The sequence below is a fragment of the Achromobacter sp. CF-sbj1-Ac2-l genome (genome assembly GCF_052698165.1).
Genome location: NZ_CP199855.1, coordinates 589374 through 611685, shown reverse-complemented (window position 1 = coordinate 611685; position 22312 = coordinate 589374). Strand labels below are relative to the sequence as shown.

21 protein-coding genes are annotated in these 22312 nt (G+C 69.3%); 14 read left to right on the top strand and 7 right to left on the bottom strand.

What is annotated here, in order from left to right; genetic code table 11:
- Positions 1-63: 63 nt before the first annotated feature.
- The 10 genes from ACUDCK_RS02820 (at position 64) to ACUDCK_RS02775 (ending at position 12091) form a co-directional block, all read left to right on the top strand.
- The gene (locus ACUDCK_RS02820; RefSeq protein WP_054503410.1) at positions 64-735 is read left to right on the top strand and encodes a response regulator transcription factor; all 672 of its coding nucleotides are present in this window, start codon (positions 64-66) and stop codon (positions 733-735) included.
- Positions 722-3208 carry a sensor histidine kinase gene (locus tag ACUDCK_RS02815; protein WP_064527928.1) on the top strand — a complete coding sequence of 829 codons (2487 nt, stop codon included), beginning with the start codon at positions 722-724 and terminating at the stop codon, positions 3206-3208. The genes ACUDCK_RS02820 and ACUDCK_RS02815 overlap by 14 nt, the downstream gene beginning before the upstream one ends.
- A gap of 140 nt (positions 3209-3348) precedes the next feature.
- Positions 3349-4446 carry an ABC transporter substrate-binding protein gene (locus tag ACUDCK_RS02810; RefSeq protein WP_054503409.1) on the top strand — a complete coding sequence of 366 codons (1098 nt, stop codon included), beginning with the start codon at positions 3349-3351 and terminating at the stop codon, positions 4444-4446.
- Between the two features lie 149 nt (positions 4447-4595).
- Positions 4596-6374 (top strand): ABC transporter permease, encoded by a 1779-nt coding sequence (locus ACUDCK_RS02805; RefSeq protein ID WP_049071111.1) that lies wholly within the window; start codon positions 4596-4598, stop codon positions 6372-6374.
- A complete protein-coding gene (locus tag ACUDCK_RS02800; protein WP_144656936.1) occupies positions 6367-7455 on the top strand; it encodes an ABC transporter ATP-binding protein in 1089 nt (362 codons plus the stop codon). Before ACUDCK_RS02805 ends, ACUDCK_RS02800 begins: the two co-directional genes overlap by 8 nt.
- A gap of 38 nt (positions 7456-7493) precedes the next feature.
- Positions 7494-8393, top strand: coding sequence for a TonB family protein (locus tag ACUDCK_RS02795; RefSeq protein WP_081273639.1), 900 nt, complete (start codon positions 7494-7496; stop codon positions 8391-8393).
- On the top strand, positions 8390-9253 hold the full coding sequence (gene aroE, locus ACUDCK_RS02790; RefSeq protein WP_054503408.1) for a shikimate dehydrogenase: 864 nt from the start codon (positions 8390-8392) through the stop codon (positions 9251-9253). The genes ACUDCK_RS02795 and aroE overlap by 4 nt, the downstream gene beginning before the upstream one ends.
- A gap of 4 nt (positions 9254-9257) precedes the next feature.
- A complete protein-coding gene (gene mtgA / locus ACUDCK_RS02785) occupies positions 9258-9992 on the top strand; it encodes a monofunctional biosynthetic peptidoglycan transglycosylase (protein WP_054478367.1) in 735 nt (244 codons plus the stop codon).
- A gap of 90 nt (positions 9993-10082) precedes the next feature.
- On the top strand, positions 10083-11261 hold the full coding sequence (lptG, locus tag ACUDCK_RS02780; protein ID WP_054503407.1) for an LPS export ABC transporter permease LptG: 1179 nt from the start codon (positions 10083-10085) through the stop codon (positions 11259-11261).
- Complete coding sequence (locus tag ACUDCK_RS02775) at positions 11258-12091, top strand: symmetrical bis(5'-nucleosyl)-tetraphosphatase (RefSeq protein WP_054503406.1); 834 nt, start codon at positions 11258-11260, stop codon at positions 12089-12091. Before lptG ends, ACUDCK_RS02775 begins: the two co-directional genes overlap by 4 nt.
- Positions 12092-12175: 84 nt before the next feature.
- On the opposite strand, the gene ACUDCK_RS02770 is transcribed toward ACUDCK_RS02775, so the two are convergent.
- The 6 genes from ACUDCK_RS02770 to ACUDCK_RS02745 form a co-directional block, all read right to left on the bottom strand.
- The gene (locus tag ACUDCK_RS02770) at positions 12176-12916 is read right to left on the bottom strand and encodes a lysophospholipid acyltransferase family protein (protein ID WP_175168028.1); all 741 of its coding nucleotides are present in this window, start codon (positions 12914-12916) and stop codon (positions 12176-12178) included.
- Positions 12913-14217, bottom strand: coding sequence for a dihydroorotase (locus tag ACUDCK_RS02765; protein ID WP_064527932.1), 1305 nt, complete (start codon positions 14215-14217; stop codon positions 12913-12915). Before ACUDCK_RS02765 ends, ACUDCK_RS02770 begins: the two co-directional genes overlap by 4 nt.
- Positions 14214-15194: an aspartate carbamoyltransferase gene (locus tag ACUDCK_RS02760; protein WP_175168027.1), complete on the bottom strand. Its 981-nt coding sequence runs from the start codon at positions 15192-15194 to the stop codon at positions 14214-14216. The genes ACUDCK_RS02765 and ACUDCK_RS02760 overlap by 4 nt, the downstream gene beginning before the upstream one ends.
- Before the next feature lie 17 nt (positions 15195-15211).
- On the bottom strand, positions 15212-15613 hold the full coding sequence (ruvX, locus tag ACUDCK_RS02755; protein WP_054503402.1) for a Holliday junction resolvase RuvX: 402 nt from the start codon (positions 15611-15613) through the stop codon (positions 15212-15214).
- Positions 15606-16193: a YqgE/AlgH family protein gene (locus ACUDCK_RS02750; protein ID WP_054503401.1), complete on the bottom strand. Its 588-nt coding sequence runs from the start codon at positions 16191-16193 to the stop codon at positions 15606-15608. The genes ruvX and ACUDCK_RS02750 overlap by 8 nt, the downstream gene beginning before the upstream one ends.
- A 129-nt stretch (positions 16194-16322) precedes the next feature.
- The gene (locus ACUDCK_RS02745; RefSeq protein WP_003814980.1) at positions 16323-16487 is read right to left on the bottom strand and encodes a rubredoxin; all 165 of its coding nucleotides are present in this window, start codon (positions 16485-16487) and stop codon (positions 16323-16325) included.
- Between the two features lie 155 nt (positions 16488-16642).
- Between ACUDCK_RS02745 and ACUDCK_RS02740 the strand changes: the two genes are divergently transcribed.
- From ACUDCK_RS02740 to hemL, 3 genes are read left to right on the top strand one after another with little or no spacing between them, the layout of a single operon-like run.
- Positions 16643-17452 carry a bifunctional hydroxymethylpyrimidine kinase/phosphomethylpyrimidine kinase gene (locus ACUDCK_RS02740; protein WP_100509616.1) on the top strand — a complete coding sequence of 270 codons (810 nt, stop codon included), beginning with the start codon at positions 16643-16645 and terminating at the stop codon, positions 17450-17452.
- Complete coding sequence (gene thiE / locus ACUDCK_RS02735) at positions 17449-18114, top strand: thiamine phosphate synthase (RefSeq protein ID WP_054419377.1); 666 nt, start codon at positions 17449-17451, stop codon at positions 18112-18114. The genes ACUDCK_RS02740 and thiE overlap by 4 nt, the downstream gene beginning before the upstream one ends.
- 5 nt (positions 18115-18119) lie before the next feature.
- Positions 18120-19397, top strand: a complete 1278-nt coding sequence (hemL, locus tag ACUDCK_RS02730) for a glutamate-1-semialdehyde 2,1-aminomutase (RefSeq protein ID WP_054503400.1) — start codon at positions 18120-18122, stop codon at positions 19395-19397.
- Positions 19398-19495: 98 nt separating this feature from the next.
- On the opposite strand, the gene ACUDCK_RS02725 is transcribed toward hemL, so the two are convergent.
- Positions 19496-20236 carry a lytic transglycosylase domain-containing protein gene (locus ACUDCK_RS02725; RefSeq protein ID WP_175168026.1) on the bottom strand — a complete coding sequence of 247 codons (741 nt, stop codon included), beginning with the start codon at positions 20234-20236 and terminating at the stop codon, positions 19496-19498.
- A 319-nt stretch (positions 20237-20555) separates the two neighbouring features.
- On the opposite strand from ACUDCK_RS02725, the gene ACUDCK_RS02720 reads away from it, so the two are divergent.
- Complete coding sequence (locus ACUDCK_RS02720; protein WP_175143951.1) at positions 20556-22304, top strand: DUF342 domain-containing protein; 1749 nt, start codon at positions 20556-20558, stop codon at positions 22302-22304.
- Positions 22305-22312 lie beyond the last annotated feature (8 nt).

Sequence of the window (22312 nt, the reverse complement as noted above, 5' to 3'; positions counted from 1 at the left end):
CGACAGCATCAAAGCCTCCCGTTAAACTCCCGAAAAAATCACAATCGATATCGGAGGACGGACATGCGCATTCTGCTGGTCGAGGACAACCTCGACCTGGGCGATGCCGTGGAGAGCAAGCTGCGCTCGGCGGGCCATAGCGTGCAATGGGTGCATGATGGCGTCGCCGCGCTGCGCTGGGGGCTGGACGAGACCTGGGATGCGCTGGTGCTGGACATCAACCTGCCCGGCAAGGACGGCTTCAGCGTGATCCGCGAACTGCGCGCGGCCGGACTCGAAGCGCCTGTGCTCGTCGTCACCGCGCGTTCCGAAATCGAAGACAAGATCGACATGCTCGACCTGGGCGCCGACGACTACCTCGTCAAACCCTTCGACCTGCGCGAACTCGAAGCCCGGCTGCGCGCCCTGCTGCGACGCCCCGCCGGACAGACCAGCAGCGTGACCGCCTACGGCAACCTGAGCCTGGACCTGGCCAATCGCCACGTCACGCTGGCCGGCGCGCCGCTGGAGCTGGGCCGGCGCGAGTTCCGGCTGCTGGAGATCCTGCTGGGCAAGCTGGGGCAGACCGTCGCCAAGGAACGGCTGATGAACCAACTGTTCGACCTGGATGATGGATCTTTGAACGCGCTGGAACTGCTGATCTCGCGCCTGCGCAAGAAACTGGCCGGCGCCTCCGTCGATATCGTCACCGTGCGCGGCGTCGGCTACCAGGCCCGCAGCCATGAGCCTGCCTGAAAGCGCCTCCATCCGCCGCCGCGTCTTCACACTGGGCGCGGTGCTGCTGGCCTGCGCGCTGATCGGGCTGGTGTTCTTCCTGCGCGACTACGCCCAGCGCGCCGCCGAGCAGGCCTTCGACCGGCTGCTGGCGGCGTCGGCGTTGACGATTGCCGGCTCCGTGCAGATCGAGGACAACGGCGTCACCGTCGAGCCGCCGGTATCGTCGCTGGCCATGCTGTCGGGCAGCGAACGGGTGTTCTACGAAGCCCGCGCGTCCAACGGCCGGCTCATCACGGGCTATGCCGACCTGGCGCCCGGCCTGCCGCTGGCGCAGTCGGCCACCCCGGTCTTCACTTACCTCAGCTACCACGACGAGCCGGTGCGCGTGGCCACGGTGGGACGGCTGGTGTCGGCCAGCCAGCATGCCGGCTGGGTCACCGTGCGGGTGGCCGAGACGCTGGGGTCGCGCGAGGAGCTGGCCGACGAAATCCTGGGCCGCAGCGTGCTGCCGCTGGTCGTGGTGTCGCTGGTGGCGCTGGGCCTGCTGTGGTTCGGCGTGCAGCGCGCCTTCGCGCCGCTGGCGGTGATCGAACGCGAACTGCGGCAACGGGCGCCGGACGACCTGGCGCCGCTGGTCACGCCGGTGCCGACCGAGGTGCGGCGGCTGGTCGAGGCCCTGAACGCCTTCATGCAGCGCCTGTCAGGGATCATGGACACCCTCAACACCCTGGTCGCCGACGCCGCGCACCAGGTGCGCACGCCGCTGGCCTCGCTGCGCGCCCAGGCCGAGGTGGCGCTGGATGAAACCGATCCCAAGCGCCTGCGCGAACGGCTGGGCCGCATCCACCTGAACGCCACCCACGCCAGCCAGTTGATCAATCAATTGCTGATGGACGCCACCATCACGCACCGGCTCGGCAAGGGCGCGCGCGCGCCAGTGGGCGTGGCCGAGACCATCAACGAAACGCGCCGCCGCATCGGGCCGCTGGAGGCGCAGCGCCTGCGCATCGAAATCGCGCCGCAGGTGCGGCGCGCCCGCATCGCCGGCGACCGCGTGGCGCTGCGGGAAATGCTGCGCAACCTGGTCGACAACGCGCTGCGTTATGCGCCCGAGGGCGCCGTCGATATCCAGGCGACGCCGGTGGCGGGCTACCGCGTGGCGCTCACCGTGTCCGACCGCGGCCCGGGCATCGCCGATGACGAAAAGGACGCCGTGCAGCAACGCTTCACGCGCGGCCGCGCCGGCGGATCGCAGCCGGGCTCGGGCCTGGGCCTGGCCATCGTGCGCTCGGTGGCCATGGCGCACGGCGGCTCGCTGTGGCTGCAGGACCGCCCCGGCGGCGGCCTGTCCGCGCGCGTCATCCTGCCGCTGGCGCGGCAGCGCGCGGGCCGCGCCGTGGCCGGGTTGCTCGGGGCCATCGGCACAACGCTGTTGCTGCTGGCCGCCGCGCCCGCGGACGTGCGCGCCGCCGAGATTCCCGAGATCGTCACCCGCTATCCCGCGCCGCAGCCGTCTTCGCGCGTGCTGACCATCGCCGGGCCCACCGACACGCCGGTGGTGGCGCCGCTGATCCTTGGCTTCCAGGCGCAGCGGCCCGACGTCACGGTGGTTTACCGCGAGATGGGCAGCCGCGAGCTGTACGAGGCCGCCATCGAGGACCGGCTCAAGGACGTGGACGTGCTGATGAGCTCCGCCTCGGACCTGCAGATCCGCCTGGCCAACGACGGCTATGCCCAGCGCTACGCCTCGCCCTACGCCGCAAAGCTGCCGTCGTGGGCGGTATGGCGCAACGAGGTCTACGGCTTCACCTTCGAGCCGGCCGTGATCGTCTACAACCCCAAGCGCTACACCGAGGCCACGGTGCCGCGCTCGCGCCAGGACCTGCTGCGCACGCTGGAGCACGACCGCGCTCGGCTGCATGGCCGCGTCGGCACCTACGACATCTCGCGCAGCAGCGTGGGCTACCTGATGGCCGAGCAGGACGAGCTGGTGTCGTCGAACTTCTGGGGCCTGGCCAACGCCTTCGGCCAGGTTGGCGTGCGGCTGTCAGCCACCAGCGCCGAACTGCTCGATGCCATCGAGAACGACGAGATGGACCTGGGCTACAACATCCTCGGCTCCTACGCCCTGTCGCGCCAGGCGGCGGGCAGCAAGATCGGCGTGGTGTTCCCGCAGGACTACGTGCTGGTGCTGGCGCGCTCGGTGTTGATCGCGCGGCGCGCGCCCAACCCGGACCTGGGCCGCGCGCTGGTCGACTGGCTGTTGTCGCCGGCCGGCCAGCAGGTGGCCTCCAGCCACGCGGCGCTGGGGTCGATCATGGAAGACACCCCCGGCCGCTGGACCTCGGAAGCGGTGCTGGCGCGCTCGCAGGGCATCGTGCAGCCGGTGGTGCTGTCGCCCGCGCTGCTGGTGGGGCTGGACCAGCGGCGCCATTCGCGCTTCGTGCAGAACTGGATCCGGCTGGTCACCGACACGCCTGAGCGGCCCTAGGCCAGGGCGGCCGCGGACACCGGGATTACCCTTATCCCGGCTGTCGTCCCATGACAGGACGACGACAGACGCCGAAACCTAAGATGGACGCCAAGCAGGCCCTTGCGCCTGTCGATACCAAATCCAAACGGAGACAAGACATGCTTGCCAAGTCCAGACTGGCGGCCGCCTGCGCCGCTGCATTCGCCATCGCCGCCGGCAGCGCCTACGCCCAAACGGTTCCCGCGGGCTACCCGGCCGATTATCAGAAGATCCTCGACGGCGCCAAGAAGGAAGGCAAGGTCGTGATCTACTCGACCACCGACACCAAGGCCGCCGGCCCCATCATCAAGGGCTTCGAAGCGCTGTATCCGGGCATCAAGGTCGAATACAACGACATGAACAGCACCGAGCTGTACAACCGCTACATCAGCGAGCAGGCGGCGGGCGGCAGCAGCGGCGACATCGTCTGGAGCTCGTCGATGGACTCGGCCCTCAAGCTGGCCACCGACTACGCGCTGCAGTACAAGTCGCCCGAAATCGGCAAGCTGCCGGCCTGGGCGGTGTGGAAGGATTCGGCCTACGGCACCACCTACGAACCGGCGGTGTTCATCTACAACAAGCGCCTGATCCCGGCCAACGAAGTGCCGACCACGCACGGCGCCCTGGCCAAGCTGATCGCCAGCCAGCCGGACAAGTTCAAGAACAAGGTCACCACCTACGACATCGAGAAGTCGGCCGTGGGCTTCATGCTGGCCGTGCAGGACAAGGCCAACGATCCCAAGTACTTCGAAACGCTCAAGGACATCGCCAAGGGCGGCCTGATCGTGCAGTCGTCTACCGGCACCATGATGGAACGCGTGTCGTCGGGCGAGAACCTGATCGGCTACAACATCCTGGGTTCGTACGCCGAGACCCGCGCCAAGACCGACCCGTCGCTGGGCGTGGCCTACCCGACCGACTACGCGCTGGTGCTGTCGCGCGTGGCGTTCATCAGCAAGAAGGCCAAGAACCGCAACGCCGCCAAGCTGTGGATGGACTACCTGCTGTCGCAGAAGGGCCAGGAAATCATGGCCAACCAGGCCGACCTGGCCTCGGTCCGCGACGACATCGAAGGCGACAACGACGTCGACGGCATGACCAAGAAGCTGGGCGCCTCGCTCAAGCCGATCCCGGTCAACGAGACGCTGCTGGACTACCTGGAGCAGAACAAGCGCCTGCAGTTCATCAAGGACTGGCGCGCCGCCGCCGGCAAGTAAGGCTGTCGCCGGTACCGCCGGGGGCCGCGCGCCCCCGGCCGCAAGCACGCGGGAGGGCGTAGCACCGCCGCCCGCCAGGCCGCCCGTGGCCCGGGTGTTCATGGCCAGTGGGCGCGACCCGCGTCTATCGAGATAACAGGATTTTCCCCATGCAGTCATTGCGCAGAAAATGGCAGTCCCTGCCACGCGGCGTGGTGGTGCTGATCACAGCCTTGGCCATCTACGTGCCGCTGTCGTTCATCATCATCCAGAGCTTTCTATCCGCGCCCTTCTTTTCGCCGTCCAAGGTCTTCAGCCTGGATGCGTTCCGCTTCATCTTCGCGGACCCCGATTTCTACAAGGCGCTGAAAAGCGGCTTCATCCTGGCGTTCGGGCTGGCCATCATCGCCATCCCGCTGGGCGGCATGCTGGCGTTCCTGATGATCCGCACCGACCTGCCGGGCCGGCGCTGGATCGAGCCGCTGATCCTGGTGCCGATCTTCGTGTCGCCGATGGTGCTGGGCTTCGGCTACGTGGTGGCGGCGGGCCCGGTCGGCTTCTTCTCGACCTGGGCGCAGAACATCCTGGGCTTCGTGCCCTGGAATGTGTATTCGCTGACCAGCATCGTCATCATCGCCGGCCTGACGCACGTGCCGCACGCCTACCTGTACATCTCGTCGGCGCTGCGCAGCATGGGCTCGGACGTCGAGGAAGCGGCCCGCGTCAGCGGCGCCTCGCCGCTGCGCGTGATGGTGTCCGTGAGCCTGCCGATGGTGCGCCCGGCCATGCTGTACGCCACGGTGCTGCTGTTCTTCCTGGGCCTGGAAGTGTTCGGCCTGGTGCTGGTGCTGGGTGACCCCGAAGGCAACCTGGTGCTGGCCACCTACCTGTACAAGCTGACCAACAAGCTCGGCATCCCGTCGTACCACCTGATGGCCGCGGTGGCCGTGGTGCTGATCTGCATGACGATCCCGCTGGTCATGCTGCAGCGCCGCCTGATGCGCACCGCCAACCGCTTCGTCACCGTCAAGGGCAAGGCCTCGCGCGCCCGTCCGCTGCCGCTGGGCAAGTGGCGCTGGGTGGCCGGCGGCGTAGTGGCGTTCTGGCTGCTGGTCACCATCGTGGTGCCGCTGCTGGGCGTGCTGCTGCGCGCCTTCGTGTCCAACTGGGGCATGGGCGTGTCGCTGTTCGACGTGCTGTCGCTGGACGCGTTCCGCACCGTGTTCTCGCAACCCAACCTGATGCGCGCGATCGTCAACTCGGTGGCCATCGGCGTGTTCGGCGGCGCGCTGGCGGTGATCTGCTACACCTTCGTCGGCCTGGCCATGCATCGCAAGCCGGACAACGTCACGCGCTTCATGGACTACAGCGTGCTGGTGCCGCGCGCCGTGCCCGGCCTGCTGGCGGGCCTGGCGTTCCTGTGGGTGTTCCTGTTCGTGCCGATGTGGCTGGACAACGCGCTCGACGCCGACCTGGGCGGCTGGCTGTCGGGCCTGCCGTTCGCCGAGTGGGCGCGCGAGAACTTCGTCGAATGGCTGCGTTCCATGCGCAGCACCATCTTCAGCGTGTGGCTGGCCTACACGGTGGTGTGGATGGCCTACGGGCTGCGGCTGATCTCGTCGACGCTGTTGCAGGTCGGCCCCGAACTGGAAGAAGCCGCCCGCAGCGCCGGCGCCCGCCGCGGCCAGGTCACACGCCACGTCACCGTGCCGCTGGCCAAGTACGGCCTGATCGGTTCGTGGCTGCTGATGTTCCTGATTTTCGAGCGCGAATACTCCACCGGCGTCTATCTGCTGTCGCCCGGCACCGAAACCATCGGCTCCATGCTGGTGTCGCTGTGGGCCTCGGGCGCCATCGACATCGTGGCCGCGCTTTCCTTCATCAATATCGTTCTGGTCGTGATCGGCCTGGGCATCGCCCTGCGATTCGGAGTCAAACTTCATGATTGAGCTTTCTGTAGAAGACCTGCACCTGGATTACGGCGACAACCCGGTGCTCAAGGGCGTGTCGATGCAACTGCGCCAGGGCGAAGTGGTGTCGCTGCTGGGCCCCTCGGGCAGCGGCAAGACCACCCTGCTGCGCGCCGTGGCCGGCCTGGAAGGCCCCAAGCGCGGCCGCATCACCATCGGCGATCGCACCGTCTACGACGGCGCCGCGCGCCAGGAGATCCCGGCCGAAGAGCGCAACCTCGGCCTGGTGTTCCAGTCGTATGCCCTGTGGCCGCACAAGACCGTGTTCGACAACGTCGCCTACCCGCTCAAGCTGCGCAAGGTGCCGTCGGGCGAAGTGCGCGAACGCGTACAGGCGGTGCTGGACCAGCTCGGCCTGGGCAAGCTCGGCCAGCGCCATCCGCACGCGCTGTCCGGCGGCCAGCAGCAGCGCGTGGCCATCGGCCGCGCCCTGGTGTACAGCCCGCCCGTGATCCTGCTGGACGAGCCGCTGTCCAACCTGGACGCCAAGCTGCGCGAGGAGGCCCGCGCCTTCCTGCGCGAGCTGATCATCCGCCTGGGCCTGTCGGCATTGATGGTGACGCATGACCAGAGCGAAGCCATGGCCATTTCCGACCGCATCCTGCTGTTGAACAACGGCAAGATCGAGCAACAGGGCACGCCGCAGGAGATGTACGGCGCGCCGTCGACGCTGTTCACCGCCGAATTCATGGGCAGCAACAACCGCCTGGACGGCAAGGTCACCGAAGTGCGCGATGGCCGCGCCCGCATCGAGGGCCGCGGCTGGGCGCTGTGGGGCAAGGCCGGCGAAGGCGTGGCCGCGGGCCAGGACGCCACCGCCGTGATCCGGGTCGAACAGGTCCGCCTGGCGGACGACCCCGACGGCAACCACATCGACATGCCGCTGCTGACCAGCATGTACCTGGGCGACCGCTGGGAATACCTGTTCCGCACCCCCGACGCGGATCCGGCCAACACGCTGGCGCTGCGCGCCTACGGTCCCGAGGGCCGCGAGCCCGGCCCCTGCCGCCTGGCCCTGCCGGCGGACAAGGTCTGGGTGTTCCCGCGCCCGACCAAGTAAGGTGACGGCGGCGGGCGGAGTGGCTCTACAATGCGTGCGTGCAACACGTCGCTGACTCCCCTCCCCCGCTGAGCCGTCCGCTGCGGTGGCTGGGCGCGCCCGCCCAGCATTACCTGCGCATCGGCCTCGCGATTTCGCTGTTGGTGCACGCCGGCGCCCTGGCGTGGCGCTTCGGCGCGCCCGCCTTGTCGCGGCCCCCGGCGACCAGCCTGGAGGTGGTGCTGCTGAACGCGCGCAGCGAGACGCCGCCCGATACCCCCCGCGCCCAGGCGCAGAACCAGATGAGTGGCGGCGGCAACGCCGAGCGCGGCCTGTCCACCACCCCGCTGCCCCAGACCGGCGCCTCGGCCGAAACCATCGTGCTCGAGGCCATGCGGCGCCGCCAGGTGCAGCTCGAGGCCGAACAGGCCCGCCTGATGACCCAACTGCGCGCGGCCGACAAGGCCGGCGCCGAGCGCCAGGCCGTCAATCCCTGGCCCGACGGCAACGAACGCGGCAAGGACGCCGAGGACCAGGCCAGCGTCATCCAGAACGCCCAGGTCGCCGCGCTGGCGGCAAAGGTGCAGCAGTACAGCGCCGAGCCGCGCAAGCAGTTCGTGGCGCCCTCGGCCGAGGCCTCGCGCTACGCCGCTTACCTGGACGCCTGGCGCGCCCGCATCGAAACGGTCGGCACCCAGCATTACCCGGAAGAGGCGCGTGGCCGTATCTACGGCTCGCTGCGCATCACCGTGTCGGTGCGCGCCGACGGCAGCATCGCCGACGTCGAGATCGACCAGCCGTCGCCGCACGCGGTGCTGAATCAGGCCGCCCGCCGCATCGTGCAACTGGCGGCGCCATTCCCGCCGTTCCCGCCCGAGATCGCGCGCGACACCGACGTGCTGGTCATCACCCGCACCTGGCATTTCGTCAACGACACCCTGGAAACCCAAGCCCCATGACCGAGGCGTCCCCTCTTGCCCGCTATGCCGTGATCGGCAACCCTATCGCGCACAGCCGCTCGCCGCAGATCCACGCCCTGTTTTCCCGCCAGACCGGCAAGCCGCTCAGCTACGAGCGCCTGCTGGCGCCGGTGGACGGTTTCACGGCGGCCGTGGCCGCCTTCGCCGCCGAGGGCGGCCTGGGCCTGAATGTGACGGTGCCGTTCAAGCAGGATGCCTATACGCTGGCCGCGGGCCGCCTGTCCAGCCGCGCCCGGCTGGCCGGCGCGGTCAACACCCTGTCCTGGCGCGACGGCGCCTGGCATGGCTGCAACACCGACGGCGTGGGCCTGGTTTCCGATCTGCTGCGCCTGGGCGTGCGCCTGACCGGCGCCTCGGTGCTGCTGGTGGGCGCCGGCGGCGCCGCCCGCGGCGTGCTGCAACCCTTGGCACAGGCCGGTTGCGCCCGCATCCATATCGTCAACCGCACCGCCGCCCGCGCGCTGGAGCTGGCCGAGGGCTGGCGCGAGACCGGCGCCGAGCCGCAGACCCGGGTCACCGCCGGCGGGCTGGCCGACGCCGCCCAGCCCGGCGGCTGGAACCTGGTGGTCAATGCCACCGCCAGCGGGCTGCAGGACGCCGCTCCCGACCTGCCCGCCGGCCTGTACGCCGAGGGCGCGGCCGCCTACGACATGATGTACGGCGCCCAGCCGACGGCGTTCATGCGCCAGGCCCGTGAGGACGGCGCCGCCCTCACGGCCGACGGCCTGGGCATGCTGGTGGGCCAGGCGGCCGAGAGCTTCTTCATCTGGCACGGCGTGCGGCCCGACCCCGCCCCGGTGCTGGCCGCGCTGCGCGAGGCGCTCATGGCCGGAAACTGAGCCGATGGCCGCCCGCGGCAAGAGCGGCAAGCGCCGCTCCTGGTTCCGGATCATCACCGGCGCGCTGATGGCGCTGGTGTGCGCGGTGCTGCTGTACCAGTTCTGGCTGTTCGGACTGGTGGTCTGGTACAACTACCAGAACCCGGGCAGCAGCGCCGTGATGCGCGAGGAACTGTCCCGGCTGCAGGATGGAAACCCCGATTTCCGCTTGAAATACGAGTGGGTGCCCTATGACAAGATCAACCGCAGCCTGAAGCTGGCGGTGGTGGCGTCCGAGGATTCCAACTTCACCGAGCATGACGGCGTCGAGTGGGACGCCATCCGCAAGGCCTGGGAATACAACCAGAAGCAGGAAGCGGCCGGACGCAGCAAGATGCGCGGCGGCTCCACCATCACGCAACAATTGGCCAAGAACCTGTTCCTGTCCAGTTCCCGCAGCTACCTGCGCAAGGGCCAGGAACTGGTGCTGACCTACATGATCGAACACGTCATGAGCAAGGAGCGCATTCTGGAGCTGTACCTGAATGTGGCGGAATGGGGCGTCGGCGTGTTCGGCGCCCAGGCGGCGGCCAAGCATTATTTCAACGTGCCGGCGGCCAGCCTGGGGGCCGCCCAGTCGGCCCGGCTGGCGGCCATGCTGCCGAATCCGCGCTTCTACGACAGCCACCGCAACTCGAACTACCTGAACTCCCGCGTCTACACGCTGACCCGGCGCATGCAGATGGTTGACATTCCCTGACACGGAAACCGGCGGCTTCGACAGCCCGGGCCCACCCGGGGCGGCCGGATTTGTTAAGCTTTCACGTTTAGCGCTACTTCGCCCTTTTTCATGCGTACCGCACGTCGCTACCTGGCCCGCGAGATCTATCGCTCTTGTGCAGTGGTCCTCATGGCCCTGCTGGGCCTTTTCACGTTCTTCGCGCTGGTGGACGACCTGGACAACGTGGGCGAAAAGTTCTCCATGATGGCCCTGCTGTACATGCAGGCGCTGGCCATCCCCACCCGGCTGTACGACCTTTTGCCCATCGGCCTGCTGATCGGCGCCATCCTGGCGCTGGCGGGGCTGGCCCAGCGCAATGAGCTGGTGATCCTGCGGGTCTCCGGCGTCAGCGGCATGCGTCTGCTGCGCATGCTCTGGATCGTCACCATTCCGTTGATGATCGGCGCCGCCCTGCTGTCCGAGTACGTCACCCCCTGGGCCGAGATGAAGTCGGGCGAGGCCAACCTGGTGTTCCGCGGCAAGGCCGGCGGCGACCGCCTGAACAGCGGCTACTGGTTCAAGGAGCCCATGGCCAACGGCGGCACCCGCATCATCAACATCGCTGAGCTCAAGGGCGACGGCCAGGTCACCGGCATCACCCTGTATGAATTCAAGAAGAACCTGACGCTGTCGGTGCTGTCCACCGCCCCGAGCGGCCTCTTTGCCCATGGCGACCTGGTGCTGAAAGACGTCGCCGAGACCCGCCTGGACGACAACGCGGCCGAGACGCTGGCCGATGCCCGGCCGCCGAAGAATCCTCCCGCGGTGGTGGTGAAGGTGCCCGAGCGCACCGTCGACACCACCCTGAGCGCCGAACGCCTGCTGGCCCGGATCCTGACCCCTGAGCGGATGTCGATCGCGACGCTGCTCGACTATGTGGATTATTTGCGCAACAACCAACTGCAATATGGTCGACAGGTGGTCGCCTTGTGGCGCAAACTGGCATATCCGTTCACGCTGCTGGTGATGATCACCATCGCCGCCCCCATCGGCCTGATGCAGACGCGCCGCGGCGGCGTGGGCGCCAAGGTGTTCATCGGCATCCTGCTGGGCGTGGGCTTCTTCATGCTCAACCAGTTGGCGCTGAACGTCGGCATGCTGGGCAAATGGCCGCCCTGGCTCACCGCCCTGGGGCCGAACATCGGCGCCATGGCCCTGGCGCTGGGCGCCATGAGCTACATGGAATACCGCCACACCATCACCCGAATCGTCCAACAACGTTGGCCCTGGAGCAAGAGTCCCGCATGAACGGCAGTATCTGGATGATCGGCGACGTGCAAGGTTGCTGCTCGCCGCTGGATCGCTTGCTGTCCCATCCCGATCTGGTCGGCGACCCGCAATCGCGCTTCTGGTTCGCCGGGGATCTCGTCAACCGCGGCCCGCAGTCGCTGGCGACGCTGCGTCGCATCATCGACCTGGGCGATCGCGCCACGGTGGTGCTGGGCAACCACGACCTGCACCTGCTGGCCGCCGCCGCGGGCGTGCGCAAGCCGTCCAAGTCCGACACGCTGGACGATATCCTGCGCGCGCCGGATTCGGCCGACCTGATCGACTGGCTGCGCTCGCGCCCGCTGGCGCATTTCGAGCAAAATCACCTGATGGTGCATGCGGGCACGCTGGCCAAATGGGACGTGGCCAAGACGCTGTCGCTGGCGGCCGAGGTGCAGGACGCGCTGCGCGGCCCGAACTGGCAGAAGGCGCTGCAGAAGATGTACGGCAACGAACCGTCGACGTGGAAGGAAGACCACAAGGGCGGCAAGCGGATGCGGGTGATCATCAATGCGCTGACGCGTATCCGCCTGTGCACGCCGAACGGCCACATGGAGTTCGCGACCAAAGTGACGCCGGGCGCCTGGCCGGCTGGCCTGGTGCCCTGGTTCGACGTGCCGAACCGCGCCACGCGCGACGTGACGACGGTATTCGGCCACTGGTCGACGCTGGGACTGATGCAGCGGCCGGACGTGATTTGCCTGGATACGGGATGCGTGTGGGGCGGGGCGTTGACGGCGTTGCGGCTGCAGGATCGGAAGCTGGTGCAGGTGAAGTGCTCGCAGTTCCAGGATCCGTTGTCCGAGTGACGATCGTCCTATTGCGACCGACGGCGGTGACCGCGGCTGCTCAGCATCTGCCCGTCGCGCGTTTCTGCCGCTGAGGCAGCCCCCTCAAAGCACCGCCTGGATCGCGTCCCGGGCCTGATGCGACAGTTCCAACCGCGTCGGCGCCGTCCCGTCCGCATGTTGCGTTGCCAGCACCGGCAAGAACACCACTTCGACCGCCAGCCCCGTCGTTCCCAGCACCCGCCAGAGATTCGCCACCAGCGTTTCCTCGCCCACGAAGGCCGCGAAGCCGCTGCGTTCGCCGTGTTGCAGGAAGCGCAGGGCCACCGGCTGGATTTCGACCGCGGCCGTGCGGGCCGGCTCGAACAGGCTCGCATGGAACGGACGCAGCGTGAAACCCTCGCTCGTCGTGCCTTCCGGGAACAGGCCGACCGCGTCGCCCTGCTTGAAGCGCGCCTGCATCGACTCGCCCATCGCGTGCACCGCGTGGCGTTGGCCGCGTTCGATGAACAGCGTGCCCGCCCCCGCCACCAGCCAGCCGATCACAGGCCAGGCGCGGATCTCGCTCTTGGCCACGAACGAGGTCGCGCGCGCCGAATTCAGCACGAAGATGTCGATCCACGACACATGGTTCGCCACCAGCAGCACCGGGCCCGTCATGCGCGGCTGGCCCTTGAAGACGACTCGCAGGCCGCAGGCCGCCATCAGGCAGCGCGACCAGGTGCGGTTGAGCCAGGCCCGCGGCTTTGGGCGCAGCAGCGGATACACCAGCCCCACGCACAGCAGGCCCAGAACGATCAACGGCACCACCAGCATCAGGCGAAGAACAAAGCGCAGCAGCTTCAAACAGGCGTCTCCCAGGCCGGACGGCCACCCACCAGGGTGGCGCGGACACGACCGGGCAGCATCATACCCGCGAACGGCGTATGACGGCTGTGGCTTTGCAGGGCGCCCGGCGCCACCAGCCATTCGGCCTCCAGGTCCGCAAGGCACAGATCAGCGGGCGCGCCCACGCCCAGTTCACCCAGGCCGGACAGCGCCGGAGACAACCCGCGCAGCACCGCCGCGGGTCCCGACGTCACCCGGGCCAGCGCCTGCGGCAGCGGCAGGCGGGCGTCGCGGGCCCATTTCAGCGTCAGCGACAGCAGCAATTCCAGGCCGGTCGCGCCGGGCTGCGAGTGCGGGAACGGAACGGACTTGCCGTCATCGTCCACCACCGCATGATCCGAACACAGCGCGTCCACCAGCCCCTCGCGCAGCGCCGCCTGGATCGCGTCGCGGTCTCGCTGGCCGCGCAGCGGCGGGCGCAGGTGGAAAGCCGTATTGAAATAGCCGATGTCCACATCGGTCAGGTGCAGGCTGTTGGCCGAGACGTCGGCGCTGACCGGCAGTCCTTCGCGGCGGGCGGCGCGCAGCAGGTCCAGGCCGCGGGCGGTGGAAAGGCGCGACAGGTGCACGCGGGCGCCGGTGGCGCGTTGCAACTCGAAAATCGTCTGCAGGGCCAGCGCCTCGGCTTGAGGCGGCTGGCCTTCCAGGCCCAGGCGGTCGGCGTAGGCGCCGGCGGCGACCACCGCCCCCTGCGCCAGCCAGGGGTCCTGCGGCCGCAGCCACAGCGCCAGGCCCTGCCCGGCCGCATAGCGCATGGCGCCCCACAGCACCCGGGTGTCGACGATGCCGGACTCGCCCGGCGAGAAGGCCACACAGCCGGCCTGCGCCAGCAGGCCCATTTCGGCCAGGGTCTCGCCGCGCAGGCCGACCGTGAGCGCGCCAAGCGGCAGCACCCGGCCATGCCCGGCGGGCGCCTCGCGCAGCAGCGCCTCGACCTTGGCCGGTTCGTCCAGCGGCGTGGCGACATCCGGCGGCAGGGCCAGCGTGGTCACGCCGCCCGCCAGCGCGGCGCGCAGCTCGGCGGAGGAAAAGCGGGCCTGCGCCGCCGCGCCGGCGTCCTGGCGCAGCACGCGCGCCGACAGGTCCACCAGGCCCGGCAGCACGGCCAGGCCAGCGGCGTCGATGCGGCGGTCGGCATGGAAACCGTCGGGGGCCTGACCGACCGCCGCCACTCGGCCATCGGCGATGAACAGGTCCTGGATGCCGTCGCGGTCGTGGGCCGGGTCGATCAGGCGGCCATTGGCGATGTGCAGCCTCATGCGGCGACTCCAGCCAGCACGCTCAAGGCGGCCAGGCGCAAATGACATTCAGAGCGGGCCAAACCGGCGTCAATGTCGCCCAGGCCGGCGGCGACATCGCCATCGACCTCGATGCCCGGCGTCAGCGCGGCGGCGGGCAGCAGCAGGGCATCGGGCCGGGCCAGCGCCAGGCGGTCCCGCGTCAGGCCATGACTGGCGGCGTATTCGCGCGCCGACGGCAGCAGCGCGCCGCTCATGCGCTCGGCGCGCAGGGGCAACACCATCACCACATCGGCGTCGGCCAGGCATTCGTGCAGCGTGGCGCAAGCCCGCACGCCCAGTTGCGGCAGGCCGTCGGGCAACAGGGTGCGTGGCGCGGCGGCGCGCACTTCGGGCACGCCCAGCGTGGTCATGGCATGGATCAGGCCGCGGGCCACGGCGCTGTGGCGGATGTCGCCCACCAGCGCCACGGCCAGGTTGGTCAGATCGTGCCTGGCCTGCAGCATCGCCTGCACGCGGGCCAATGCCGGCAGCGGATCGGCGTGCGCGCCGTCGCCCGCGTTGAGAATGCGCAGGCCCGGCGCGCAGGCGCCGGCGGCGCTGACGGCGGCGCCGCTGGCCGGATGCCGCAGCACCAGGATGCCGGCCGGCAGGCCGGCGGCGACCGCGGCGGGAGACAGCGCGGCGGCGGCAGGATCGCCGGCGCCGACGCCGTGGCCGCGGTCCACCCCGGCATCGGCGCCCGGGCCATTGGCCTGCAGCGACATGGGTCGCAGGCCCAGGCGCGCGGCGGCGGCCTCGAAATCCTGGCGCAGGGCGGCATCGCCGGCGGGCAGGCTCAGGAACAGGGGCAGGTCGGCGTGGGCGACGGCGGGCGTGCCGTCGGCGGCGAAAGCGGCCGCCGTCTCCAGCAGCCGCTCGACATGGCGTCGCGGCAACCCTTCCGTCGTCAGTAAATGCAGCAGTTCGCCACGGCGGTCGAGTTGTGGATTGAGCATGGGCGGGGCCGGCGGCGTCAGAGCGCCGGCGGCTTGTCCAGGTAGCGTTGCAGGATGACGGCCGCGGCCATGGCGTCGTCGGCCGCGTGCGTGCCCAGCAGGCGTTGCGCCTCCATGCTGGAGCCGCGCTCGTCGACCAGCTCCACCGCAACGCCGAAGCGGCCGTGCAACTGGTTGGCGAAGCGGCGGCAGCGGGCGGTGGCGGGCTGTTCGCCGCCGTCGCTGTCGAGCGCCAGGCCGACCACGACGCGATGCGGCTGCCATTCGCGCAGCAGCGCCTCGATGCGCGCGAAGCGCACGTCGCGCACCTCGCTGAAAATGATTTCGAGCGGCCGCGCGTGGCGCGTCAGCGTATTGCCGATGGCCACGCCGATTTTCTTCTCGCCGAAATCGAACGCCAGCAGGGTTTCTTCAGGCATGGCCCGCGTCGCCGGCCAGCATCACGGGATCGATGCCCAGCAGCTTGAGCGCGGCCGGATAGCGATCCTCGGGGGGCACGTCAAAGATGATGTGGTCGTCGGCGCCGACCGACAGCCAGGCGTTCTGGCCCATCTCGCTTTCGAGCTGGCCGGCGCCCCAGCCGGCGTAGCCCAGCGTGACCAGCATGCGGGCGGGCCCCTTGCCGTCCGCCACCGCCTGCAGCACGTCGCGCGAGGTGGTCAGGGCCATGGCGCCCAGCTTGATGCTGGAGCTGTAGTCGCCCGCGGGCGCGTGCAGCACGAAACCGCGATCGGTCTGCACCGGACCGCCGAAGAACACCAGCGTGTCCTTGACCGGAGCGATCTCGAGCGCCAGGTCGATGCGTTCGAACAGCGTGCCGAGCGTCAGGTCGGTGGGGCGGTTGATGACCAGGCCCAGGGCGCCACGTTCCGAGTGTTCGCAGATGTAGATGACCGAGCCAGCCAGGCTGCCTTCGACCATGCCCGGCATGGCGATCAGGAACTGGTTGGCGAAGTTGGCGGCCTGTGTGGTGGACTCTTCGTGGTGTTTTTCCGTCATGGCAACCCCTTTGTGGGTAGTCTGATAGAGCCGGGGGCCCGCCACCCTGGCGTGGCCCGTCGGGAGCGCGGGGCGGGCATGGCCCTCCCCCTCGTTGCAAGCCTTGGCGGAATACGTCAGTGCTGCGCGTCAGATTTCCATCAGTTCGAAGTCCTCTTTGCGGGCGCCGCATTCAGGACAGACCCAATTCGGCGGCACGTCTTCCCAGCGGGTGCCGGGCGCGATGCCCTCGTCGGGCAGGCCGGCCTCTTCGTCGTAGACCCAGCCACAAATCAGACACATCCAAGTACGCATAGTTCTCTCTTACATCAATTCCCTGCCGTCGTCCCCCCTACGGGGCAAAGGCGGGAGGCATCCATTAGAATGGGGACAATCTTACCGAAACCCAATAGGGGTTCCCCTGATTCTCCGCAAATGAGTCCGGGCACCCTAACTCTAGCGCTGTCCACGTGGCCCCCGTTACTCCCCCTCTCGTTTTGGTCTTCGGTCCGCTCGATCCCTCGGGCGCCGACGGTTTGCCCGCGGACGCCGTGACCTGCGCCCGCCTGGGCTGTCACGGCCTGGCGGCCGTCACGGCGCTGACCGTGCAGGATACCGCCGGCATCGAAGAAATCCATCCCGTTTCACCCGACCTGCTCGACGATCAGGCACGCTGCCTGCTCGAAGACATGTCGGTGCAGGCGATCAAGGTGGGCGGACTATACACCGCCGAAACGGCAAGCGTAGCCGCCCAGGTAGCCGCCGATTACAGCCAGGTGCCGCTGGTGCTGCACCTGGGCCAGCGCGCCCAGGTGCCGGCCGACGCCGCCGACGAGGACGACGCCGACGACCTGCTGGCCGCCATCCTCGAGCTGGTGCTGCCGCAGACCGACCTGCTGATCGTCGAGCACCTGCGGCTCGCGCAGTGGCATGCCGATGGCGATATCGATATCGGGGACGCACCGTCGCCGATGCACGCCCTGGTGGCCGCCGGCGCAGAATGGGTGCTGGTGCTGGGCAGCCCGCAACGGCCCGGTCACCACGCCAACGTGCTGCTCGGCCCCAACGGCCAGACCACCACCCTGCCGTGGCAGGCGCCCCCGGACCGCAACGGCGACGCCGGCGGGCTGGCCGCCACCGCCATCACCGCCCTGCTGGCGCGCGGCCTGGAAATGCCCGAGGCCGTGCGCCAGGGCCTGGCCCACGCCGACGCGGCGGTCGCCGCCAGCTTCCTGCCGGGCATGGGCCGGCGCATTCCCAACCGGATCCAACCGCAATGAAAGCCCTGCGTTTTCCCGCCGGCCTGTACGGCGTCACCCCCGAATGGGACGACACCGAGCGGCTGCTGCGCGCGGTGCGCCAGGCCGCCGAGGGCGGCATGCGCGCGCTGCAGTTGCGCCGCAAGGACGTGCCCGACGCGGTGCGCGCCGAGCAGGCGCGCGCCCTGGCGCCCCTGTGCCGCGAGCTGGGCGTGGTGTTCCTAATCAATGACGACTGGCGCCTGGCGCTGGAAGTCGGCGCCGACGGCGCCCACGTCGGCCGCGACGACGACAGCCTGGCCCGCATCCGCGCCGAAGCCGGCCCCGACCTGATCCTGGGCGGCTCCAGCTACGACGACCTGGGCCGCGCCCGCGAGCTGCTGGACGCCGGCGCCGACTACATCGCCTTCGGCGCCATGTTCCCCTCGCGCGTCAAGCCGGACACCGTGCGCGCGCCGCTGTCGGTGCTCACCGAGGCTCGCGCCCTGGTCGAGCAACGCGACGCGCCGCGCCCCGCCGTGGTCGCCATCGGCGGCATCACGCCCGGGAACGTGGCGTCGGTGGCCGCCGCCGGCGCCGATTCGGTCGCCGTCATCACCGGCCTGTTCGAGGCGCCCGCCATCCGCGCCGCCGCCGCGGCCTGCGCCGCGCCCTACTCCATCAACCGCAACCTGAAGCCCTGACCGCCATGTCCCGTAACGCCCAGCTTTTCGAACGCGCCAGCCGCAGCATCCCCGGCGGCGTCAATTCGCCCGTGCGCGCCTTCCGCTCCGTGGGCGGCACGCCGCGCTTCATCAAGCGCGCGCAGGGGCCGTACGTGTGGGATGCGGAAGACAAGCAGTACATCGACTACGTCGGTTCGTGGGGCCCGGCCATCCTGGGCCACTCGCATCCCGAGGTGGTGCGCGCGGTGCAGGACGCGGCCGTCAACGGCCTGTCGTTCGGCGCCCCCACCGAGGCCGAGATCGAACTGGCCGAAGTGCTGATCGCGCGCCTGCCGTCGCTGGAACAGGTGCGCCTGGTCAGCTCCGGCACCGAAGCCACCATGACGGCCATCCGCCTGGCGCGCGGCGCCACCGGCCGCAACAAGATCGTCAAGTTCGAGGGCTGCTACCACGGCCATTCCGACAGCCTGCTGGTCAAGGCCGGCTCGGGCCTCCTGACCTTCGGCAACCCCAGCTCGGCCGGCGTGCCGCCCGAATTCGTCTCGCACACGCTGACCCTGGAATACAACAACCTCGAAGCGGTGCGCGAGGCCTTCGCCCAGCACGGCGCCGACATCGCCTGCATCATCGTCGAGCCGATCGCCGGCAACATGAACCTGATCAAGCCGGCCGCCGGCTTCCTGGAAGGGCTGCGCGAGGTCTGCACGCAGCACGGCGCGCTGCTGATCTTCGACGAAGTCATGACCGGTTTCCGCGTCGGCCCGCAGGGCGTGCAGGGCCTGTCGGGCGTCAAGCCCGACCTGACCACGCTGGCCAAGGTGATCGGCGGCGGCATGCCGGTGGGTGCCTTCGGCGGCAGCGCCGAGATCATGAAGCACATCGCGCCGCTGGGCGGCGTCTACCAGGCGGGCACGCTGTCGGGCAACCCGGTGGCCGTGGCCGCCGGCCTGGCCACGCTGCGCCTGATCGCCGCCCCCGGTTTCTACGACAAGCTGGCGGCGCAGACCGCCAAGCTGGCCCAGGGCCTGCAGGAACGCGCCCGCGCCGCCGGCCTGGCGTTCTCGGCCGACTCGGTCGGCGGCATGTTCGGCATCTACTTCAGCGACAAGGTGCCAGCCACGTTCGCCGAGGTCTCGGCCTGCGACACGGCGCGCTTCAACCGCTTCTTCCACGCGATGCTGGACCACGGCGTGCATTTCGCGCCGTCGGCGTTCGAGGCCGGCTTCGTCTCGGCCACCCACGACGACGCGGTGATCCAGTCCACGCTGGATATCGCCGAGAAGGTCTTCGCGGCGATCTGAGCGCCGGCGCGGGGCTGTCGGCACGCGCTGGCCTCACGCTTGCCCCACAACGCCCTGGCGGCCCGACAGCGGCCGCCGGGGCGTTGTCGCATCCGCCCCTAGGGTGTCTTGTATTGCTGGTACAGCGCCGTGACGTTGCGCACGTACTGCTGGGTCTCGGCATAGGGAGGCACCGCGTCGTACTTGCGCACCGCGCCCTCGCCCGCGTTGTAGGCGGCCAGCGCCAGGTCCAGGCGGTTGGGATACTGATCGATCAGGCGGCGCAGCAGGCTCGATCCGGCCTTCACGTTGGTGGCCGGGTCCACCAGCGCCCGCTCGATGTCATCCGAGACCAGCAGGGTCGCCGCCGTCGCCGGCATCAGTTGCATCAGGCCCAACGCCCCCTTGGGCGAGCGCGCATCGCTGCGGAACCCGGATTCCACCGCGATGACCGCGGTCAGCAAGGCCCGGTCCACGCCCGAATCCCTGGCCGCCTGCGCGATCAGCTCGTCATGCGCCGTGGAGGGCGGCGCCGCCCCCCAGCGCGCGGCGCGGTCGCCCAGGGTCAGCAGGCTGGCGCCGTCCCCCGAGCGCGGCTCGCAGTCCAGGCAGGCCTTGATGCGGTTGCCGCGCAGCGCGGTACGAACCTGCGCGCGTTTGTAATACCTGGCGTAACCGTTGGGCACCTTCATGGCGCGCCAGACACCGAACGGATCTTTGTAACGGTAGATCTCGGTGGCGCGCGCGGCGTCCGTGGGCAGCAGCGCGCCGGCGGCCAGCAGGGCCGCCACCGCCAGACCGGCCAGGAAGGTCCGCCCGGCGCGTGGCCGTGCGGACGGAATGCATGAGAGTCGGAACATGGGGAAGGCGCTCCGGCGGCGTCCAGGGACGGGAAATCGAACGCCTATGCTGAGCCGGCGCGCCGGCTTTGTCGCTCCTGCCTATGCCCTAGTACCCGCCGCGCCGCCCGGCGCGGGCATCCCCGCACGGCCTGCGCCCCTGAAAGCCGGGGGCAAAAGCGTCATAGGAATAAGGGTCTGATCTACATCTTTTATCTTCATCCCCCCTCGTACTACTACGCAGTAGCCCAGCGTTCCTGGGTTAACATATGTCGCAATATTTCGTTTAATTACTAAATGAATGGAGAACCCGGCGCCAACTGCCGGGCAGGAGGCGGAGATGGGCGCAGACAATACGCTCCAGCTAGTGCTGGATGCCACTACCAACGTCCTGACGGCGATTTACTCGCCGCCACCTGCGCCGCAGAACAATGCCGCCACAGCCGACGCGCCGGCCGACGAGGCCCCGGGCCGGGAGGCCGACGCCCCGGAGACCGACACCCCTGACGCCGCCCCGGACGTCCCGCCCGCCGACCTGCCAAGCTGGGACACCCTCGCCGCCATGGCCACCGCGCAGGGCTGGTCGACCGAGGCGCTGGACAATCACGCCGTCATCGCCTTCATCGACCTGTGCCGCCATGCCACCGGAACCGTGCAGGTGCCGGTGGGCAAGCTGATCGACGGCTCGTTCGATCTGGAAGTGGACGCCGCCTGCATGTCGGCCCTGGTCACCCTGCACCCGCCCAAGGGCGGCAAGCCGGTGACCCTGCCCGTGCTGCGCCAGGCCATCGCCGACCAGGGCATCGTCCACGGCGTACTGGAAAAGGAACTGGCCGAGGCCGTCGAGCGCGGCGGCGCGCAGACCGTGCTGATCGCGCAAGGCACGCCGCCCACGCGCGGCACCCCCACCCGTTTCGAAAGCCTGCTGGACCGCCTGAAGCCGCGCGCCCAGGAAATCGACGAACTGGCGCAGATCGACTACCGCGACCTGGGCAGCCTGCTGCTGGTGACCCCCGGCATGCCGCTGATGCGGCGCATCCCGCCACTGCCGGGCATCGACGGTTGCAACGTGCTGGGCCAGCCGGTGCTGCCGGATGAACTGCCGGACACCCCGTTCAACGCCGAAATGTCCGGCGTCGAGATCGATCCGGAAGACCCCAACCTGCTGCGCGCCGCCATCGCCGGCTCTCCCAAGCTCATCCATCAGGGCGCGCAGGTCAATCCGGTGGTCGAGGTCGACGCGGTCGACCTGTCCACCGGCAACATCAACTTCCAGGGGTCGTTGCAAGTGCGCGGCGATATCAGCGCCACGATGGAAGTGCGCGTGACCGGCGACGTGGTCGTCAACGGCACCATGGAAGCCGCCCTGGTCGAAGCGGGGGGCAACGTCACGGTCAAGGGCGGCATCATCGGCATGGCCGAAGCCATGCAGGACGGCGCCAGCGAGTCAGCCAACAGTGCCGCCGCGCGCACCGCCCACATCGTCTGTGGCGGCGATGTGCGGGCCCGCTTCATCGCCAACGCCATCATCAGCGCGGGGCAGAACGTGGAAGTGGAACGCGAGATCCGCCAAAGCAGCATCGCGGCGGGCGGCAGCGTCAACGTGGGCGCGCCCAACACCCAACAGACCGCCATCACGGGCGGCCAGACCCGCGCCCTGCATTCGGTGCGGGCCGGCACCATCGGCTCGCCGGCCGGCGTGCCGACGCTGGTACAGGCCGGGCTGGATCCCCATGCCGACATCAAGCGTTCGGCGCTCACGCGCAAGCGCCTGAAGATGAACGAGGAAAAGGCCAAGCTGGAGCAGTTGCTGCTGTTCCTGCACGCCAACCCCGGCCGGGCCGGCGGCGACGTGGTCGAGCGCGCCCGCAACACCCACACCAAGCTGGGCCGCGACCTGATCGAGCTGGACGAAGAAGAAGCCCAGCTCATCCGCGACCTGCAGCCCCTTCATACCGCCACCATCATCGCGGCGCGGCGCTTCTGCGGCGGCACCAAGATCCAGGTGGGCAACCGCATGCAGGAGTTCCTGGAAGACCAGGTGGGCGGCAAGGCCGGCCTGGAAGAAGGCGAGATCGTCATCCGCTGACGCTCGCC

Coding starts and splice junctions, on each gene's coding strand:
- ACUDCK_RS02820 (WP_054503410.1), top strand. CDS start 64: ATGCGCATTCTGCTGGTCGAGGACAACCTCGACCTGGGCGATGCCGTG.
- ACUDCK_RS02815 (WP_064527928.1), top strand. CDS start 722: ATGAGCCTGCCTGAAAGCGCCTCCATCCGCCGCCGCGTCTTCACACTG.
- ACUDCK_RS02810 (WP_054503409.1), top strand. CDS start 3,349: ATGCTTGCCAAGTCCAGACTGGCGGCCGCCTGCGCCGCTGCATTCGCC.
- ACUDCK_RS02805 (WP_049071111.1), top strand. CDS start 4,596: ATGCAGTCATTGCGCAGAAAATGGCAGTCCCTGCCACGCGGCGTGGTG.
- ACUDCK_RS02800 (WP_144656936.1), top strand. CDS start 6,367: ATGATTGAGCTTTCTGTAGAAGACCTGCACCTGGATTACGGCGACAAC.
- aroE (WP_054503408.1), top strand. CDS start 8,390: ATGACCGAGGCGTCCCCTCTTGCCCGCTATGCCGTGATCGGCAACCCT.
- mtgA (WP_054478367.1), top strand. CDS start 9,258: ATGGCCGCCCGCGGCAAGAGCGGCAAGCGCCGCTCCTGGTTCCGGATC.
- lptG (WP_054503407.1), top strand. CDS start 10,083: ATGCGTACCGCACGTCGCTACCTGGCCCGCGAGATCTATCGCTCTTGT.
- ACUDCK_RS02775 (WP_054503406.1), top strand. CDS start 11,258: ATGAACGGCAGTATCTGGATGATCGGCGACGTGCAAGGTTGCTGCTCG.
- ACUDCK_RS02765 (WP_064527932.1), bottom strand. CDS start 14,217: ATGAGGCTGCACATCGCCAATGGCCGCCTGATCGACCCGGCCCACGAC.
- ACUDCK_RS02760 (WP_175168027.1), bottom strand. CDS start 15,194: ATGCTCAATCCACAACTCGACCGCCGTGGCGAACTGCTGCATTTACTG.
- ruvX (WP_054503402.1), bottom strand. CDS start 15,613: ATGCCTGAAGAAACCCTGCTGGCGTTCGATTTCGGCGAGAAGAAAATC.
- ACUDCK_RS02750 (WP_054503401.1), bottom strand. CDS start 16,193: ATGACGGAAAAACACCACGAAGAGTCCACCACACAGGCCGCCAACTTC.
- ACUDCK_RS02745 (WP_003814980.1), bottom strand. CDS start 16,487: ATGCGTACTTGGATGTGTCTGATTTGTGGCTGGGTCTACGACGAAGAG.
- thiE (WP_054419377.1), top strand. CDS start 17,449: ATGAAAGCCCTGCGTTTTCCCGCCGGCCTGTACGGCGTCACCCCCGAA.
- hemL (WP_054503400.1), top strand. CDS start 18,120: ATGTCCCGTAACGCCCAGCTTTTCGAACGCGCCAGCCGCAGCATCCCC.
- ACUDCK_RS02725 (WP_175168026.1), bottom strand. CDS start 20,236: ATGTTCCGACTCTCATGCATTCCGTCCGCACGGCCACGCGCCGGGCGG.
- ACUDCK_RS02720 (WP_175143951.1), top strand. CDS start 20,556: ATGGGCGCAGACAATACGCTCCAGCTAGTGCTGGATGCCACTACCAAC.